Raw genomic sequence first — 18478 nt, forward strand, 5'->3', positions numbered from 1 at the left:
TTTTCACTTCCCTCTAGATGCTTTATATAATTGAATGGTTTCCGCTAATGCTCTTTTACCATCCAATACGCCATATGCTTTTTGTGAAATACAAGCAACCGGTATCCCATAAACTGCTGCTTTAGCTTTTAATTCCTCTTCTAAATATCTGATATGTGGACCTAACATGATAACATCAACTTTGTCCATATACGCAGGAATTTCCGAATCGCTAACCGCATGAATATCAGCGTTTACGTTGTTTTCTATGGCAGCTTTTCTCATACTACTTGCCATGAATCCCGAACTAGCTCCAGACCCACAAGCAAGCAAAACCTTTAATTCTTTCATACTGTTTCTCCTCGTAAAATTATTATAATCTCGGATTTTTTGTGCACGTTTACCGATGACATCTATACTATCCCATATAATAAAAATATCTTCAAATTATTGTTTTCACCATAGTGGTGAAGCAAAATAAATACAGCATCTTTCACCATATAAGTGAAATTCTATATCCTCTATTCTATCAAGTGATATGTTATACTTATGTTAATAAAATTTAGCAGTTAGGAGGATAATGCGATGAAAGAAATTAACCGTAAAATCATTGCGTTTTTAAAACAAAGAAATGATTGGACTACTAGCAAAGATTTATCTAATGAATTTCAATTATCCACCCGTACAATTAAAAAATATATATCAGAAATTAATGACGAAGCCAATTATTTAATAGATTCTTCACGGCAAGGTTATCGAATCAATATTCAAACTTTAGAATTAGTGAAAGAAAATTTAACCCAAAATAATACCATTCCACAAACACCAGAAGAACGTTTTAACTATATTTTGACGTCACTATTAATCGAGAAACGTTCACAAAACCAAACTAATATATATGATTTCATGGACAAACTATATATAAGCGAATCAACTTTTAAAGCTGATTGTCAAAAAATTAATACAATCTGTAAACAATATCATTGCTCATTGCAAATTGCTAAGGAGATTGTATGGATCGAGGGGAGCGAGAAAAATAAAAGGAAATTTTTAAACTCATATATCATTAAAGAATCACAAAATTACTTTGGTTGTGGATCGTTTCTAAATACTATATTCCCAGATCTTGATTTCACACTCATTCAACAAACAATTCAATCTACATTTGAAGAACATCAATATTTTATCAATGATTTTTCACTTTCCAATCTTGTACGTCATGTTGCAATCACCATTAAACGTATTCAAAATGGTTGCGTTGAAAAACATAGTGATCAACAAATTAGCAATAGTTCACATGAATATATTATCGCTCAAGATTTATCTGCTAAATTTGAAAAATATTTTAATATCACCTTCACAAATACTGAAATAGGTGAATTAGCATTGTTAATCATATGTCGAGGAATTTCTATTAATAGCACTAAATCAACAAAAAGTGAGGTTGCATCCTTTGTAGGTGATGATTTAATTAACTTTGTAACTCAACTAAGTCTCAATATTAAAAGATTATTCGCTATTGATTTAGATACACCAGAATTCATTGATCGATTCGCTATTCATTTACATAATTTATTAATTAGAAATGATAATAATTTATTAAATAGTAATCCTTTAAAACATAAAATTAAAGTTCAATGTCCATTTATTTATGAAGTGGCTGTATATATAACTAACAAATTAAAAAAACATTATGATATTGATTTAAACGATGATGAAATTACATATATTACTTTTCACATTGGTGGCATTTTAGAATTACAAAAGTCACTACAATCTAAGCTATCAACCATCTTATTAATTCCTGAATATTATAACCTAAAGAACTCCCTAAGCACTAAAATACAAAACCAATTCCAGGGTGATCTCGTTATTTTAGAAATTTATACATCAATTGATGATTATTTATCTTATGCACCTCATCATGATTTATTATTATCATCATATTCAATTGAACATTATATTGATGTTCCTAGCTTATATATCACACCATTTTTAACTCAAAATGATACTAATGAAATAAGAAATATCATCAATTTTGTTAAAGAAAAGAAAAAGAAAACTAGCTATATCAAGAACATTTTTAAAAAAGAATTCTTTTCTACTGATAAGATTTATTCTAATCCTATCGAAGCAATAGAAGATATATGTGATATCTTATATAAACACGAATATACAACAGCAACATATACCAGCGAAGTGAAAGAACGAGAAAAATTATCATCGACTGCATTTGGTAATTTTGCAATTCCTCATTCGTTGCACAATAATTGTTTAAATACCACAATTTATGTACATATTCAAGAAAAACCTATTAAATGGGATGAGCAATATGTGAATGTTGTATTCCTTCTATCTATTTCAAATGATGATAGAACTAGATTTAGAGAAATATTTGAACATATTACTGATACTATCAATTCAAAAGACAACTTAGCTAAAATAAAAAAATCTAAAACGTATGATGAATTCGTTGAAATATTTATTAATGCATAAATACAACGTCTTAGATTAATATGGTTCTATAAATCAATTAAGCCGTTTAAATAAATATCTAGCAATATAACCTCATAGTATCAAAATGTCAGCATAGTCTACTATTTCCCATAAAAATAGCAATTCATGAAAAAACTGCATTGTTATATAACAAATGCAGTTTTTGGTTTTCTATTCTTAACATCCTTTAATCATTTCGTTGAATCCATCGTGAAATTCTCTGACGTTCCTCAATCCACAGAGGTCTATCATCATAAGCATATGTACGATTAGTCAGAAAAATAGCAGCCTTTTGCTCCTTACGATTGATTGCCACATAAGTGCCTGTGTAACCAGTATGGTCAAGCCAATCGCCCTCTTTATTCCATGCCAGCGAACGTTCTTTATTCGCTTGACTGAAATTTTGCCAAATATCACTCGCAAAATCATCTGTTAGATAATGCTGACAAAACTTTTCTAAATCCTGCAGGTTTGAAAATAACCCTGCTGAACCAGAATGAATGCCAAGAACTTTGGCTTTTGGATCATGAACAACTCCATCACCGATGCCAGCAACCGTAGGCACCGCCTTTTTTACTGGACCAAAACCAGTATTTGTCATGCCAAAAGGCTGAAAGACTTCATCTTTAAAAATCACATCAAGTGACTTGCCATAAATCTCTTCCAGCATAAAGCCAAGCAAAAGAAAATTGATGTCTGTGTAAAGAAAAACTTTCCTTCCCTCCACAGCAATGTGATTAATGGCTTCTTTCAACTCAGCTGCATTCAGATTATCACGATTAGGGATAAAAGGATTTATCCCACTACTATGTGTTAAAAGTTGTCGTAAGGTTACAGATGACTCGTGAAAATCAGGATAATACCGCACCAAAGGCGCATCCAACTCTAATCTTCCTTGATATAAAAGAGAAGTGATAACTGTTCCAACGCCAACTACCTTGGAAACGGATGCCAAATCGTAAATCAAACCAGATTTTATAGGAGTGACACCGTCAATCGTACCAATATAATGTTCTGACCATTGACCATCTTTAAAAAGAGCTAAACTAGCTCCATGATAAATATTACGATTGATTTGATTATTAATAATTTCTAGCAAATCTATCATTTGATAAACCAAATTTCAATATTACTAGGGTCAGAAAGTACTAAGACACTCGCTTTTTTATCCAAATAAACAGTTTGCCCTTTATCTTCTAAAAAGCTAGCCAAGGCTTTCAAATCATAATTGTCAGGAACTTGACATTCTAAAATTTCCACATCCCAAGTTTCAAGCGGGTCAACGGCTAAATCTGCACCTTGCGCTTGCACAAATTGGATATCAAGCGGAAATTGTCCTTCAAAAACATCATCGTAAAAGGCACGCGCAGCTGCTTCATCAGCCACGTTAAGTGTCATACTTTCGAAGCTAAAATCAGAAACTTCTTTTAACTCATCATTTTTAGGGAAATTGACACTATCGATTTCAGTTAATTGTTGAATATCATCTTCAGAATGTAAAAGAAAAAGGTCACCTTCTGGTGATAACGTTTCAAAGGCATATCCATTTTTACCTTTAAAGAGACGCTCAACAGCAACACTATTTCCTAAGATAGCTGTCACTTCATCGGCATTCGGAATTTTAACAACAATCTTATTAAGTTTTTTTGTTCCCTCAACAGCATGTGTATAGGGCGATGGTGATTCCTCAATAACAAAACTAGCTTTTTTTTGTTTGGTTGAAAACTCAGCAATCGCATTTTCTTCGTTAACTAGTTTAAAACCTAATTTTTTATAAAACTCAATGTTGTGATCACGATTATTGATTCGCAAAACGGGATGCCTAAACGTAACTTCGTCAAATAAAGTCATAACTGTCTCCTCACAATGTTTCATTTATTAAATTTTCAATACAGTTCCTACAAAATAAGGACTAGGTCTTTTCTATTTTAGAAAAAATTATTTAGTTTGACAAGAAATTATGCGTTTTTTAGAAATTTTTGTATAAAAAGTACCCAACTGCTTTATTTATACAGTGATAATTAACAAGATACAGTGATTTGAAGTTCAATAGATTCAGGGGAAAATTGTTGAGGATTACCTCAAAAACATAAGAATAGTGATGAGATATTTTATTAGTGTCAATCAAAAATAAAAAAGGAAACCCGAAGGTTTCCTATATGTCTCATTATTATAGGTACAAGAGTTTGAATAAGGCTACTGCTGCAATACCTGCAAGAATTGGAGCGATAACTGGTACCCATGAATACCACCATTTAGAATCGCCTTTGTGTTCACCAAGAACTGATTTAGGAAGCAAAGCATGAACGATACGTGGACCAAGATCACGTGCAGGGTTAAGACCAGGACCAGTAGGACCACCAAGTGATGCAACAAGTGTCATTACAAGGAAACCAAGTCCTAAGTGAGCAACAGCAAGTGAACCTGTTGTGTAAGGTGCAACTTGGCTTGCTGCTGTAGTAGCATCATAACCGTAGTTAGTCAATTTTGCAACTAATTCTGCACCGAAGTAGTTTTTAGTAAGTGCCATAGCACCGAAGAAAAGTACGAATGAACCTAAGAACTCATTCAAGAAACCGTTAATCCAAGCGGCTTTGTGACTTTCTTTTGTGCCGTCGTCAACAGCTGAAATAGTTGAGAATGAACCAAGGATAGCATTTGGATTTTCAGTTTTAAGGTAGTATGGCTTGTGTGTCATAACGACAAGCAATTGACCAAACATTGCACCAAGTAATTGAGCAGTGATGTACTGTGGAACGTGTGACCAGTCAAACAAACCTGAAACTGCAAGTGCAAGTGTGAAGGCTGGATTAATGTGGTTACCTGAAACGTTACCAAACATGAGTGCAGGAATCATAACACCAAAACCATACCCAAGTGCGATGATAACCCACCCAGAGTTATTCCCTTTTGTCCCCTTAAGTTCCACATTAGCAACTGCACCATTACCAAGAATGATGAGTAAAGCTGTCCCGATAAATTCTGTGATATATTTCACAGTCCATGTAACATCCATGTTTTTTTGTTTCCTCCGAGAAAATATAGTTTAGACATTTAACATTCTATCAAGTATAATAAATAATGTAAAGGTTATCCGTAAAATTAAAACGTTTACTTTTTAGAAGGGAAAGTTTCATGAAATATAATCAATTCTCTTTCATTCCAAGACCTATCGCTATTGCAGAGCAAGAGTTGCAAGCCTTAGGATTTGATATTACCCACCAACAAGCTGATAAAAAAGCTCTGGAAAATTTCTGCCGTAAGATTTTCTTTAATTACAAAGATACGGACTACCCACTTCGTCATTTAATCGCTGATTTTGAGACAGATTTATTAACATTTTTTAATTCTGAACGTCCATTAACAGCGGATATTTTTTACACTATTTCACTACAACTTCTCGGATTTATTCCGCATGTTGACTTTACAAATACAACTGACTTTTTAGAAAAAATTGCCTTTCCGATTAATTATCAAAAAGGACACATCCTTGAGGCGCTTTATCATTTGCTAGCTAGTCGCCAAAAATCAGGTATGACCTTGCTTGATGATTTAATTAGTAAGGGGCTTATTCCAGTAGATAATGATTATCATTTTTTCAATGGCAAATCACTAGCAACGTTTGATACAACTGATTTGATTCGTGAAGTTGTTTATGTGCAATCACCGCTTGATACTGACCAAGACGGACAACTCGATTTGATTAAGGTCAATATTATTCGCCCTAAAACAAGCCACCAATTGCCAACCATGATGACAGCTAGTCCTTATCACCAAGGAACAAATGTCGTTGCTAACGATAAAAAACTTTACAAAATGGAAGGTGATTTAGCTGTAAAACCAGCACGAACAATCAACGTTGAAACACGTGACTTTGAACCGTTAGCTGCTCCTGATGTTGACCTTCCTATCGGAGAAAGTGAAGAACGTTTCAATTTTATTGACCCCTACACGCTCAATGATTATTTCCTTGCACGTGGTTTCGCAAGTATCTACGTTTCTGGGGTTGGAACTGCAGGCTCTGACGGTTTTATGACCAGCGGAGATTATGCGCAAGTGGAAAGTTTTAAAGCAGTCATTGATTGGTTAAATGGCAAAGCAATCGCCTTTTCTAGCCACCGTCGTGACCAAAAAGTTGTTGCTGATTGGGCGAGTGGACTGGTTTGTACCACTGGAAAATCTTATCTTGGAACCATGTCAACCGCTCTAGCAACGACAGGTGTTGAGGGGCTGAAAGTTATCATCGCTGAATCAGCTATTTCATCTTGGTATGATTATTATCGTGAAAATGGGTTGGTTTGCAGCCCTGGTGGCTATCCTGGTGAGGACCTTGATGTGCTGACCGAATTGACTTACTCACGTAATTTGCTGGCTGGCGATTATTTACGCAATAATACACATTACCAAGAACTCCTTGACGAGCAATCTGCACAGCTCGACCGTGCTTCTGGTGATTACAATCAATTTTGGCATGACCGTAATTATCTGCCACACGCTGACAAGGTTAAAGCAACCTGCGTATTCACTCACGGGCTCCAAGACTGGAATGTCAAGCCACGTCACATCTTCAATATTTTCAATGCCCTTCCAGATACTGTCGAAAAACACGCTTTTCTTCACCACGGTGAGCATGTTTACATGCACAACTGGCAATCCATTGATTTCCGTGAAAGCATGAACACTTTACTTTCTGAAAAAATGCTTGGACAAGATAATCATTTCGTTTTGCCAACACTTATCTGGCAAGATAATAGCCAAGAACAAGCTTGGACAAGCTTAGCTGAATTTGGCAGTAACAATCAATCAACTTTAGCCCTTGGTACAGACCAAAAAATCATTGACAATCATTACGCCAAAGCTGAATTTGAACGTTATAGCAAGAATTTCAGAACTTTCAAGAGTGAGTTATTTACTGGAAAAGCAAATGCCATTTGCCTCGATTTACCGATTGAACACGATTACCATATCAATGGGCAAATCACTCTACACCTAACCGTCAAATCTAGTGAAAATAAAGGAATTCTGTCTGCCCAAGTCTTAGACTATGGCGAAAAGAAACGTTTTAAAGATGTTCCTTATGTACTTGATTTATACGCTATTGATAATGGACGCAATTTCTCACGTGAAGCTCTCAAAGAATTGCCATTTACCAAAACCAGAGAACGTGTCATCACAAAAGGTGTTCTAAATCTTCAAAATCGTACAGATTTGTTAACAATTGAAGATATCCCTGCCAATGAATGGATGACCATTGATTTCACCCTTCAACCAAGCATCTACAAATTGGAAAAAGGCGACACTCTCCGCGTACTTCTCTACACAACAGACTTTGAGCACACTATCCGTGACAATAGCAATTACATTTTGACAGTTGATTTAGACAAATCAAATTTGGAGATTCCTATAGAGAATAACGTGGGTCTTTGACACATAAGCATCCTCCTATCATTCTCAGAAGAAAAAATCCTTTCTAATCTATCACATAAGTTTACAAATTTTAATAAGAACCCTGCTTACTTTGAAAAATCAAAGAATATCATCTCATACAAAAACCTCCTCTATGTCTTATGAACAAGAGGAGGTTTTTGTGTTTTTATACTCAACGAAAATCAAAATTAGACTAGGTGACGTAGATTCAGATAGAACTCCGTTATTTTATAATTTGGAATAATAAGCTAAAAACTTCCGTTGAAGATTTTCACACCTCAAATCAAGTCACAAACGTCTGAGTTTAATTTTCAAAGAGGGTTACTTATAAAAGGTCACAGTCATTTTAGTTCCTAATCCTAGCTGACTTTCCACCTTAATATCAGCATGATGTTGATTGACTGCGTGCTTAACAATGGAGAGCCCCAAACCAGTGCCACCCAACTTCTTCGAGCGACTCTTATCAACTCGATAGAAACGCTCAAAAATGCGTTCCTGCTCATCTTTGGCGATACCAACTCCAGTATCCTGTACTGTCAGAACAACATCGTCCTCATTCGAGGTGACATTGACAGTCACATCCCCCTTATCACGGTTATAGATAATAGCATTATCACAAAGATTATAAATCAAAGAATGAATAAGGGCATGGTTACCAGTAATATAAGCTGGTTCCCCTAATAAATGCAAGTTGATATGACGTTCATTTGCCTTAGCAGATAAACTATCTAAAACTTCCTCTGATATCTGATAGAGATTGACGGGTTCCATAGCTAACTCTTCTGACTCATCAAGATGTGACAGTTTAATAATATCTTCTACCAACTGGATCATACGTTGAGACTCACTGTGGATTTTCTCAGCGAATTGTGGAACATCTTTTTGCGCAACAACATCACTAGCCAGCATTTCAGAATATCCAGAAATCAAATGTAACGGTGTTTTCAGTTCATGAGAAACGTTTGCCGTAAATTCGCGGCGCAGCTGCTCTGCCTGAAGTTGCTCTGTAACATCAAAGAAAAGAATTGCTAAACCAGTCACCTTATCCTCAGAGTGAATAGGACGTACCATAACTTTGTAATGCGCATCATCTAATTGCAAAATCCCTTCTTGTTTGCGACCCTGAAGACCTTTTTCTAGCCAATTATTTAGTGACAGGTTACGGAGAATTTGCAACATATCTTTACCCAAACAAGTTTGATCAGTCTGCAAAATATCCTGTGCTGCTTGGTTGATACTGATGATACGACAGTTATTGTCTAACAAAATCATGCCTTCTTTAATTTTAGAAATAATGGTATCAAATTCTGATTGACGTTGTTCTATCAAAACTTCTCGCTCAGTAACTTCCTTTTGATGTCTGGCAATCCGTCTTAGAAGGGGTGAAATTTCTTCATAGGCATCATTTTCAAGCGGATGGTCAAGATCCAGTCGATTCAATGGTAACACAATACTCTTAGCAATAGAGTGTGAAAGCCACAGAGAGAGTAAGAAGGCCAATACAAGAATAAGGAACAAAGGCTGGAACATCCGAAACAAAAGCACTAAAATACTGTGTCTAGTAACAGATAAGCGAATAACGGTTCCATTATCCAAGCGCTGAGCAGAATAAAGTGACTGAGTGGTTAAGGTTTTAGAGTATCGAACACTCTCACCATAACCATCTTTCAAAGCTTCTTTGATTTCTTCTCTATTAGCATGATTGTCCATGATCTGTGCATCAGACTCATTATCATAGAGAACTTTTCCTTGATTATCAACCCAAGTGATTCTGACATTTGACATCTTGAGCTCATTAAAATAATCTTGGCCTTCCAGAGAAACCCCTTGAGCAGCTAAGGCTGTCTCTGTCTGCAACTGTTCCTTTTGTACTTGAGTAAAGTAGCCATAAAGCAAGCCAACAACCATAAATAGAGTTACAAGAAGAACGCCTAGCGTGGCAAAAAAAGTTGAACGAAAGATTTTCTTAATCATCTGTTACCTCCAAACGATAACCAACACCACGAACTGTCTTAATCAGATGACTAGCATCTCCAAGCTTCATGCGAAGGGTTCCAATATGAACATCAACTGTCCGTGTTTCTCCGATAAAGTGTTCTCCCCAAACTTTATCCAAAAGTTCTTGCCGCGTAAAAACACGGCCAGGATTTAACATCAATAAAGATAGCAGATCAAATTCTTTCAAAGTTAATTCGATTTTTTGTCCATTATTTCTAACCGTGTAATTCTTTGCATCCAGAGAGAGGTTTTTTATTGTCAAATGAGTTTCCTGTTCCTGATTTGATGTACGTCTGAGAACTGCTTTGATGCGAGAAATCATTTCCATCATACCAAACGGCTTAACCAAATAATCATCGGCACCCAAATCTAATCCTTTGACTTTATCAAATTCTGTTCCTTTAGCAGTTGTCATGATTACTGGAATATCTTTTGTCATGCCATTTGATCGTAGGGATTTTAAAATGGTCAATCCATCATCTACAGGCAACATGATATCTAACAGTATAAGCTTAGGTTGCTCTTCTTCCATGGCTTTCCAAAATAGAACGGAGTCAGGAAACCCCTGAGCCTCAAACCCTGCTGTTCGTAAAGTATAAAGCATCAGTTCTCGAATATCATCATCATCTTCAACGCAGTAAATCATGTTTCTTCTCCATTCAGTTCACCAGTGATTGAAAAAATTACCCACTTAGCGACATTGACGGTATGGTCACCAATTCTTTCCAAATATTTGGCAATCATCAAAACATCAATAGTATATTCACCATCGTTTCCAAGTTCAGCAATATGGGCAATTAAACTTGCCTTTATTGTATCAAATTCTTTATCCACTGTGACATCTTTTTGGATAACTTTTAAAGCTAAAGTCTCATCATCATGGACAAAGGCATCCACACTATCTGTTACCATATGGACAACGTGTTTGACCATTTGCTTGAGATGACGAAAATCAGCTCCTTCATGAACATGACCATCACCAATAATATCAACAATTTCAGCAGATTGAGCACCAATACGCTTCATATCATAAACCATTTTCAAAGCAGCTGAAATACGTCGCAAATCCTTGGCAACTGGCTGTTGACGAAGCAGTAACTTAAGACATTGTGATTCAATATCTCTTTCCATCTGCTCAATTTTTTGATAAGTTTTGCCAACATCATTAACCAGATGCTGATTATTTTCACTGATGGGCATTAATGATTTTGAAATAATTTCCTCACATAACGACCCCATCAAAATTAAATTGGTATTGAGTGCATGCAGTTGATTTTCAAAGGCTGAGCGTATCATCCGAATCTCCCTGTTATATAATTTTCTGTGCGTTCGTCTTGTGGCATTGAAAATAGTTGGCTTGTTTTATTGTACTCAACAATTTCGCCCAATAAGAAGAAGGCTGTCTTGTCGGAAATCCGCACAGCTTGTTGCATGTTGTGGGTCACCATGACGATAGTATATTTTTTCTTGAGTTCAATAACCAAATCTTCAATTTTTGCTGTTGAAATCGGATCTAAGGCACTTGTTGGTTCATCCATGAGGAGAACTTCAGGTTCAATGGCCAAAGCTCTAGCAATGCAAAGCCGTTGCTGTTGACCACCAGACATACCAAGAGCAGATTTATTGAGGCGATCTTTGACTTCATCCCATATAGCGGCTTGTTTTAAGGAACGCTCCACAATTTCATCCAATTGAACTTTATTGTGAATACCGTGAGTTCTAGGCCCGAAGGCAATGTTGTCATAGATGCTCATCGGAAATGGATTGGGTTTTTGGAAAACCATACCTACTTTTTTACGAAGGACATTGATATCTAAATCGCGGTAAACATTTTCTTTATCTAATGTGACCTCTCCGGTAATACGGCAATTTTTCACCAAGTCATTCATTCGGTTAAGACTTTTCAGCAAGGTCGATTTTCCACATCCTGATGGACCAATGAAAGCTGTAATTTCATTGCTGGCAATTTCCAGATTAATGTTTTTTAAAGCTTTGAAGTCTCCGTAGTAGAGATCCAAATTTTTAATTTCTATTTTATTCATCGCTTGTTTTACTTCCTAATCGTCTAGCAATCAAACCTGACACTAGATTAATGATAATAACTAATACTAAGAGAACCACTGCTGTAGCGTAGGTTTGATTGACATAAAGTCCCTCTCCTGAGATAGCATACATATGTACAGCCAAAGTCCGTGACGAACTGAAAATACTTTTCGCCACTTCAGCAACCGTACCTGCTGTAAAAATCAAGGCGGCTGATTCTCCCACAATTCGCCCAATCGCTAAAATAATTCCTGAAAAAATTCCTGGCATGGCGCTAGGAAGGACAATTTTAAAAATTGTCCTAAGTTTACCCGCCCCAAGTGCAAAAGCCCCTTCACGATAGGAGTCTGGTACTGAAAGCAAAGCTTCTTCTGTTGTTCGCATAATCAGTGGCAAAATCATGATACTAAGTGTAACAGCTCCTGACAGCAAGGAAAGTCCCATGTGAGCGAACTTAACAAAGAAAAGAGCGCCAAACAGTCCATAGATAATGGAGGGAATCCCAGAGAGCGTTTCAGTTGCAATCCGAATAACACTAACAAAAGGGTTATCACGACGCGCATATTCTACCAAGTAAATAGAAGCCCCTATACCAATAGGTACGGCAACACTTAATGCTAAAATGGTCATAAAAATCGTATTGATTAAGGCCGGTAACAACGATACATTCTCACTATTGTAAGTCCAAGCAAACAAACTCATGTTTAAGTTGGGCAAGCCTTTGACCAGAATATATCCGACCGTGAAAGCAATTCCGACAAATGTTATCAAGGCAGCACCATAAACTAACAAATACAACATTAATGATACCAGGTCCCGTCGGCGTGACTGCCAATCTTGCTTGAAGCTACGGTGATTGATATTTTCCATGTCTACTCCTCTTTATGTAACAACGAAAAGCTGATGTTAATGATTAGGACAAATATAAAAAGAACAACAGCTGTCCCTATAAGAGCCTCTCTGTGAAGACCACTAGAGTACCCCATCTCCATAACAATATTGGTTGTCATAGTTCTGACCCCTGATGTCAAGGAATCTGGCAAGACAGCTTGGTTACCTGCAACCATGATAACTGCCATAGTTTCCCCGATTGCGCGTCCAATCCCTAAAATGACAGATGCCAAAATTCCCCGCTTAGCTGCTGGCAGTACTGCAAAAAAGATGCTACGCTCATGGGAAGCCCCCAGAGCTAAACCACCTTCATAATAGGATCTAGGAACAGCACGAATAGCAGCCTCAGAGACACTGATAATAGTTGGTAAAATCATCAAACCAAGCAAAATTGAAGCGGTAAGTACTCCCATTCCAAAGCCACCGATGTTATCACGAACAAAGGGAACTAAAACAACCAAACCAAAGAAACCATAAACAACCGATGGTATCCCTGCCATGAGGTTAATAGCCGCCTTGAGCGGTCTATAGATGGCTTCTGGACAAAAAGAAGACATAAAAACCGCTGTCAAAACTCCAACAGGTACCCCAATAATAAGCGCCCCTGCTGTCACATAAAGTGAACCGACAATCATTGGAAAAATACCAAAAAGGTTGTTAGCCGGTCTCCATACAGTTCCGAAAAGAAAGTTACCTAAACCAATTTGATGAATAGCAGGAATCCCACTCGAAAACAAAAAGATGCAAATTAGTAGCACGGATAGAACAGAAATGCAGGCGGTAAGAAAAAATACCGCTTGCATCATTTTTTCTTTTGTATGATTCATTCATGACCCCTTAGTCTGAAAGACCGTCCCAACTTGTTGTCTTACCTGTAAAAATAGTCTTGACTTGTTCGCTTGTTAAGCCATCAACTTTGTTATCTTTATTAACAATAACAGCAATACCATCTATCGCAATAACTGTTGAGCTGACTCCTTTAGATGTTTCTTCATCTTTCAAATCACGTGACGCCATTCCAATATCAGCTGTTCCCTCGATTGCATTTGTGATACCTGTTGAGGAGTCGCTTTGTTGAATCTCTACTTCAACCTTAGAGTTGACTTTGCTATAAGCTTCTTTTAATTTTTCCATAACTGGTGTGACAGAGCTTGATCCTGAAACAACAACCTTGCCAGAATCAACTGAAGATTTATAGGCTTTGGTATCGTCAAGTGGAATGTAACCATTTTCTTCTACGACAGCTTGACCATCAGAACTTAAAATAAAGTTGATGAAATCTTGAGCAGCCTCACTTATCTTATCTTTAGTCACAATGTTAAATGGTCGAGAAATCTTGTAGCTTCCGGCTTTAATATTGGCAACACTTGCCTCGGTACCATCAATTTTCAGAACCTTGACGGTATCATCCAAAGAACCTAGCGAAGTATAGCCGATAGCTGACTTATCTCCAGCTACTGTCGTTAGCATAACAGAGGTCGAGTTAGTAACAATGGCTTTGTCCGTTGTCAAATCAACTTTTTCACCATTTTGCTCTTGTTGAACTCCGAAAAGTTCAACAAAAGCACCGCGTGTCCCAGACCCATCTTCACGGGAAACAACGCTGATGTTACCAGATGCAGATGAAGAGTCCCCGTTTGATTTGCTACAAGCTGAAAGTCCCACTAGAGCTGTTAAGCCAGCTAGGGCCAGTACCGAAAACAATTTACATTTTTTCATGATGTTCTCCTTTAAATTCTTTACAATGACCATTATAGAAAGCCAACATCAAATCTATTACCATACTTTTGTAAAGTTTTTGTAAAATCATTACCAAACGCTCACTCTTATCACACAGTTAAAATAGGCAGTTACTTCAAAAAATGCTATAATAAATAAAGCTTTAAGAAATACTCAAAAAGAAACATAAGGCAACGAAAATTTAACAAGAGGGTCTAAACCCTTGCTACGAAAGGAATCTTAAAAATCTTATGATGAATATGCAAGACTTGTTCCACAATTTTTAAAGTCTTGTAATCGTTCAAAACGTTGATTTAAAGCCTTTTATGATTCTTTAAAAAACAGCAAAAACGAATAAAATTATCTCAATAAGACCAAAAATAGACAATGGCAGTATCTTCTTTGTAATCTAAAAACCGCTTTACTTGATGAAGTAAAACGGTTTTTGTTTTGTTAATTTATTCCTCATATTTATATATCTGAATACAAAACTTGAAAAATAAATACTAATATTGTGATTATTGGTTTTACATTAATAATAGTTCACCTAAAAATTAAGTCCGATATACTTTAGCTCACTCTCTATATGATTCGGACAGCATAATCATCAATCAATCCATCTAAACCATCCGAAGAAAACTCTTTAACTAAGCAGTCTTGAGGCAGTATTGATGGATAGCCATTGTTAACAACAATTAGTTGAAAATCATTTTCACGCTCTCGTCCCAATTTTATAAAATATTTAATGATAGATTCATATATTCGCTCATCTCTAAATTCTGCACTTTTTGAAGATGAACCTAAATTTTTCCTAGGTGTATCAATCATTAATAATCCTATATGGTTGCCAGACTGTTCTTCTGAACAAATCATGACTGATAGATAGTAAGCCATCGTTATCAGTGTTACTGCACCCAAACTACCTAAATCACTATACTTCACACCCCTAACATAAGGTAAGTAACTCCTGTCTTCTATATATGCAGAATGCAGATTCGGAAAATCAAAAGACGATAGAATAATTGAAAATATTTGTGTTAATTTTTTTAATTTATTGTCTTTAGCAACTTTACTTTTCTGCTTTTCAATTTTATCCTTAATTCCTTCAACTTCAATCCTTTTTTCAGAAAGCAACTTTTCTAAAATAGTAAGCTCTTCGATAAACTTTAAACTTTCTTTTAAATTTTTTTTTGATTCATAAAGTTCCCCTACTTTTATTGACAATGAACTAATTTCGGTTGAAAGTGGACTAATATACTGTCTAGTTAGCCCATCCAATTTTTCTTCATTCCAATCAATATTATCCTGTATATTACTAATTTCTGATTCCAACCTCGCTCTTTTTTCCACTTCCGATTCAATATACTTATGAAGTTCGTTTTTCTTTTTTGTAAGTTTTGTTCTCTCTTTCCTTAACTCTCCTACCTCAACAATAACACTATTCATATTTTGGTTACACAACAAGCAATTCGATTCATCATGAAGAGATAAAGGTTGCAAACAATTTGGACAATTAATATACTCATACTTATTAATAGCCTTAATACCTACCAGTTGTTCAGAAATCTTTTCTATATCAGCAAAATATTGGTTCTCCAATAATTGTAATTTTTGTATATACTGTTCCTGGTCTGAAAATTTATTTCTCAACGTACGTAGTTCTTCCTTTTGTCCATCAATATGAAGCACTAAATCGTTAATATCATTTCCTAATTCTGCACTTATAATATCAAGTTTATATTTTTCAAGTTTAGAGTTAATACTATCTATCTCAAAATCAATTTCAAAAGATTTCTTTTGTACAGTCTCATAATTTTCAATCTCTGCTCTCTCTAGAAATCCATGTACAGCATCATATCTAATATTTTTTTCCTTTAATACTTCTTGTTCAATTTTAAGACTTTTTTGTAAATCACTCAACAAATTATCATATATATCTAAAATGATTTCAAAAGTCGCTTTTTCTTTTCGATTACCAGCCCAATTCTGGGTATCTAGAATATTCTCACTATCAATTTTTGTTTGTTTTAAATATGAAAATTTAAATAGGTCTCTAAAACTAAAACTATCACCCATAACGGTTAAATTGTTTAAATTAAGCTTTGATAACAAGAAGTATGATAAAGAATTCTCTTTTGAGGGATTATCAATCGTCAAAATACGATTTTGAGAAAATTGTTTTTTGATATTATCATAAGTCTGTAAAAGAACCGGCTCATTAAATGCTGATAGCGGTCTCTTAATTTTATATAAATTCTCCAATATATAAAACTCTAGCTCCACATCAGTACAACTTTCCCCAATCTCAATATATGCTTTGTGCTTAGCTTTTCCCAAAGCATAATCTATCAATTCTAGGATTGCTGTCTTACCAGTCGAAGTTGGACCTGATATATAATTCAACCCTTTATGAAAGTGTACTTCATAGTTTTTTCTTACACCGATTAATCTAAGTGTTTTTAGTAACAATTTCATCTAATTCCTCCGTATTCTATCCAATCTATCCTGTATCATAGCCTGACCAGCCGATAAAGATTTATTTAAAACTTTAGTAACTATAAACTCGCAAGAATTCTGTATTTCACCCCAATTTACCTCTTCTTCACTAAATAAATCCATAACGAATGCATTTCCTCTATCCGTAACTAAATATCTATTATTTACAGGATTGAGAGTGATAAGCCCCCTAGCTGACAAATCAGCTAAAACTGCATTATATAACTTATAATTAGGTTTCCAATGGAAATATGAAAATTTTGTATCAAATTTACTTAACTCTGTTTCATCCAATACTAACTCTGGAAATTTTAGAAAGAAGTCACTGATAATCAACTTATCCTTAATTGTATCCTTCTTGTGCTCTTTTCCCAAAAAATTTAACAATATTGTAACCCTATTTCGAGTCAAACAATATTCTTGAAAACTTATACCTTCAATTATCTCTATCATTATTTGCCTCCATATACCTATCCAAAACCTCTAAATAATTATCAACCCATCCTAGCTTCTTATCATCAGCAAGCTGATGTAAGATACCTTTTTTAGCTAACAAATTAAAGCTACTTATTTGACTTTCCAATGTGCTAGAATCTAAGTCCTCAACTCTAAGATAAGTCTGATCTATCAGAGTGTTTCCGTCACTAGAGTGTTTATACTGTCTGTATTGGGTCTGCCAAATTGAGTATATTTTCTTTCTTAAATTTGCATATTGTCTTTCTCCGTTAATATTATCTTTACTGCGTGCCTCGTGTCTAGCAATTTCTGCATTATAAAAATCAATCTTAAAGTCCTCCACTTCTATAATTTGTGCACTTTTCAACATCGAAATGAATACCGTATCATTGTACATAGCTGAAATACCATCTATATCATCTTCACCATATAAAACTTCTTCATAGGCCCTTCTATTTGCATCTTCAAGGGAAATTCTAACCTGCTCCAAATCATTTCTGATATCATCATCAAATGTTGAGTTATAACTACTACATTTTTTGAATTCTTTCAATAGAAATGCCCCATCACACAATTCTATCTTTATTTTATGCTGAGCTTTCGTTTTACTTTTCCATGTTGACCACCATTGTAATTCTTGTATATTTAATCCTACTGGTACACATAAGAACCATGAAGAAATATTAGGATGACTGGTAATCACTGTACTAAACGAATTCCTGATTTGTTGTTTCTGCGATTCTCCTATCCCATTAATAAAAAATTTACATTGATAAACCGACGGCCTGTCAGTTAATTCACCAACTAAGATATCAATCCCATCATCTCCTTGCGAAACCGCAACTTCTTTAGCCTTCGGACCAAATTTTTCTTGAAATGCTTCGATACATATTTTTTCAAATTTCTCCCTTGCTCCTGCTTCCCCATATTTACCAACTAAATATCTGAAATCATATTCCATATCGCTCTCCTG

At 35.4% G+C, this 18478-nt stretch carries 16 protein-coding genes; 2 read left to right on the forward strand and 14 right to left on the reverse strand.

Annotated elements, in window-relative coordinates; all coding sequences use genetic code 11:
* Window positions 1–3: 3 nt before the first annotated feature.
* Window positions 4–330: a PTS sugar transporter subunit IIB gene (locus E8M05_RS09805; RefSeq protein ID WP_003066466.1), complete on the reverse strand. Its 327-nt coding sequence runs from the start codon at window positions 328–330 to the stop codon at window positions 4–6.
* Between the two features lie 234 nt (window positions 331–564).
* Here E8M05_RS09805 and E8M05_RS09810 point away from each other — a divergent pair, with 234 nt between their 5' ends.
* Window positions 565–2475 carry a BglG family transcription antiterminator gene (locus tag E8M05_RS09810; protein WP_003066467.1) on the forward strand — a complete coding sequence of 637 codons (1911 nt, stop codon included), beginning with the start codon at window positions 565–567 and terminating at the stop codon, window positions 2473–2475.
* 187 nt (window positions 2476–2662) lie between these two features.
* Here E8M05_RS09810 and E8M05_RS09815 read toward each other — a convergent pair whose 3' ends face one another.
* From E8M05_RS09815 to gla, 3 genes are all read right to left on the reverse strand, one after another.
* Window positions 2663–3583 carry a serine hydrolase domain-containing protein gene (locus E8M05_RS09815; RefSeq protein ID WP_003066469.1) on the reverse strand — a complete coding sequence of 307 codons (921 nt, stop codon included), beginning with the start codon at window positions 3581–3583 and terminating at the stop codon, window positions 2663–2665.
* Complete coding sequence (locus E8M05_RS09820; RefSeq protein ID WP_013852251.1) at window positions 3580–4326, reverse strand: CppA family protein; 747 nt, start codon at window positions 4324–4326, stop codon at window positions 3580–3582. The genes E8M05_RS09815 and E8M05_RS09820 overlap by 4 nt, the downstream gene beginning before the upstream one ends.
* Before the next feature lie 319 nt (window positions 4327–4645).
* Entirely contained in the window at window positions 4646–5491 is an 846-nt protein-coding gene (gene gla / locus E8M05_RS09825; RefSeq protein ID WP_013852252.1) for an aquaglyceroporin Gla, read from the reverse strand.
* A gap of 119 nt (window positions 5492–5610) precedes the next feature.
* Between gla and E8M05_RS09830 the strand changes: the two genes are divergently transcribed.
* A complete protein-coding gene (locus E8M05_RS09830; protein WP_013852253.1) occupies window positions 5611–7902 on the forward strand; it encodes a Xaa-Pro dipeptidyl-peptidase in 2292 nt (763 codons plus the stop codon).
* 321 nt (window positions 7903–8223) lie between these two features.
* Here E8M05_RS09830 and E8M05_RS09835 read toward each other — a convergent pair whose 3' ends face one another.
* From E8M05_RS09835 to E8M05_RS11325, 10 genes are all read right to left on the reverse strand, one after another.
* Entirely contained in the window at window positions 8224–9876 is a 1653-nt protein-coding gene (locus tag E8M05_RS09835) for a sensor histidine kinase (RefSeq protein ID WP_013852254.1), read from the reverse strand.
* The gene (locus E8M05_RS09840) at window positions 9869–10546 is read right to left on the reverse strand and encodes a winged helix-turn-helix domain-containing protein (protein ID WP_003066479.1); all 678 of its coding nucleotides are present in this window, start codon (window positions 10544–10546) and stop codon (window positions 9869–9871) included. Before E8M05_RS09840 ends, E8M05_RS09835 begins: the two co-directional genes overlap by 8 nt.
* The gene (gene phoU / locus E8M05_RS09845) at window positions 10543–11196 is read right to left on the reverse strand and encodes a phosphate signaling complex protein PhoU (RefSeq protein WP_013852255.1); all 654 of its coding nucleotides are present in this window, start codon (window positions 11194–11196) and stop codon (window positions 10543–10545) included. The genes E8M05_RS09840 and phoU overlap by 4 nt, the downstream gene beginning before the upstream one ends.
* Entirely contained in the window at window positions 11193–11942 is a 750-nt protein-coding gene (gene pstB / locus E8M05_RS09850) for a phosphate ABC transporter ATP-binding protein PstB (protein ID WP_003066483.1), read from the reverse strand. Before pstB ends, phoU begins: the two co-directional genes overlap by 4 nt.
* Entirely contained in the window at window positions 11935–12813 is an 879-nt protein-coding gene (gene pstA / locus E8M05_RS09855; protein WP_003066485.1) for a phosphate ABC transporter permease PstA, read from the reverse strand. Before pstA ends, pstB begins: the two co-directional genes overlap by 8 nt.
* A gap of 2 nt (window positions 12814–12815) precedes the next feature.
* Window positions 12816–13661 carry a phosphate ABC transporter permease subunit PstC gene (pstC, locus tag E8M05_RS09860; protein WP_003066486.1) on the reverse strand — a complete coding sequence of 282 codons (846 nt, stop codon included), beginning with the start codon at window positions 13659–13661 and terminating at the stop codon, window positions 12816–12818.
* 10 nt (window positions 13662–13671) lie between these two features.
* A complete protein-coding gene (locus tag E8M05_RS09865; protein WP_013852256.1) occupies window positions 13672–14553 on the reverse strand; it encodes a substrate-binding domain-containing protein in 882 nt (293 codons plus the stop codon).
* 582 nt (window positions 14554–15135) lie between these two features.
* Window positions 15136–17028 (reverse strand): SMC family protein, encoded by a 1893-nt coding sequence (locus E8M05_RS11655; RefSeq protein ID WP_233437506.1) that lies wholly within the window; start codon window positions 17026–17028, stop codon window positions 15136–15138.
* Window positions 17029–17502, reverse strand: coding sequence for a hypothetical protein (locus E8M05_RS09880; RefSeq protein WP_136596467.1), 474 nt, complete (start codon window positions 17500–17502; stop codon window positions 17029–17031). It abuts the gene before it with no gap.
* Window positions 17486–18466: an ABC-three component system protein gene (locus E8M05_RS11325; protein WP_136596468.1), complete on the reverse strand. Its 981-nt coding sequence runs from the start codon at window positions 18464–18466 to the stop codon at window positions 17486–17488. The genes E8M05_RS09880 and E8M05_RS11325 overlap by 17 nt, the downstream gene beginning before the upstream one ends.
* Window positions 18467–18478: the final 12 nt, after the last annotated feature.

Origin of the sequence: Streptococcus pasteurianus, from assembly GCF_004843545.1 — a bacterium.
GTDB classification, from domain to species: Bacteria; Bacillota; Bacilli; order Lactobacillales; family Streptococcaceae; genus Streptococcus; species Streptococcus pasteurianus.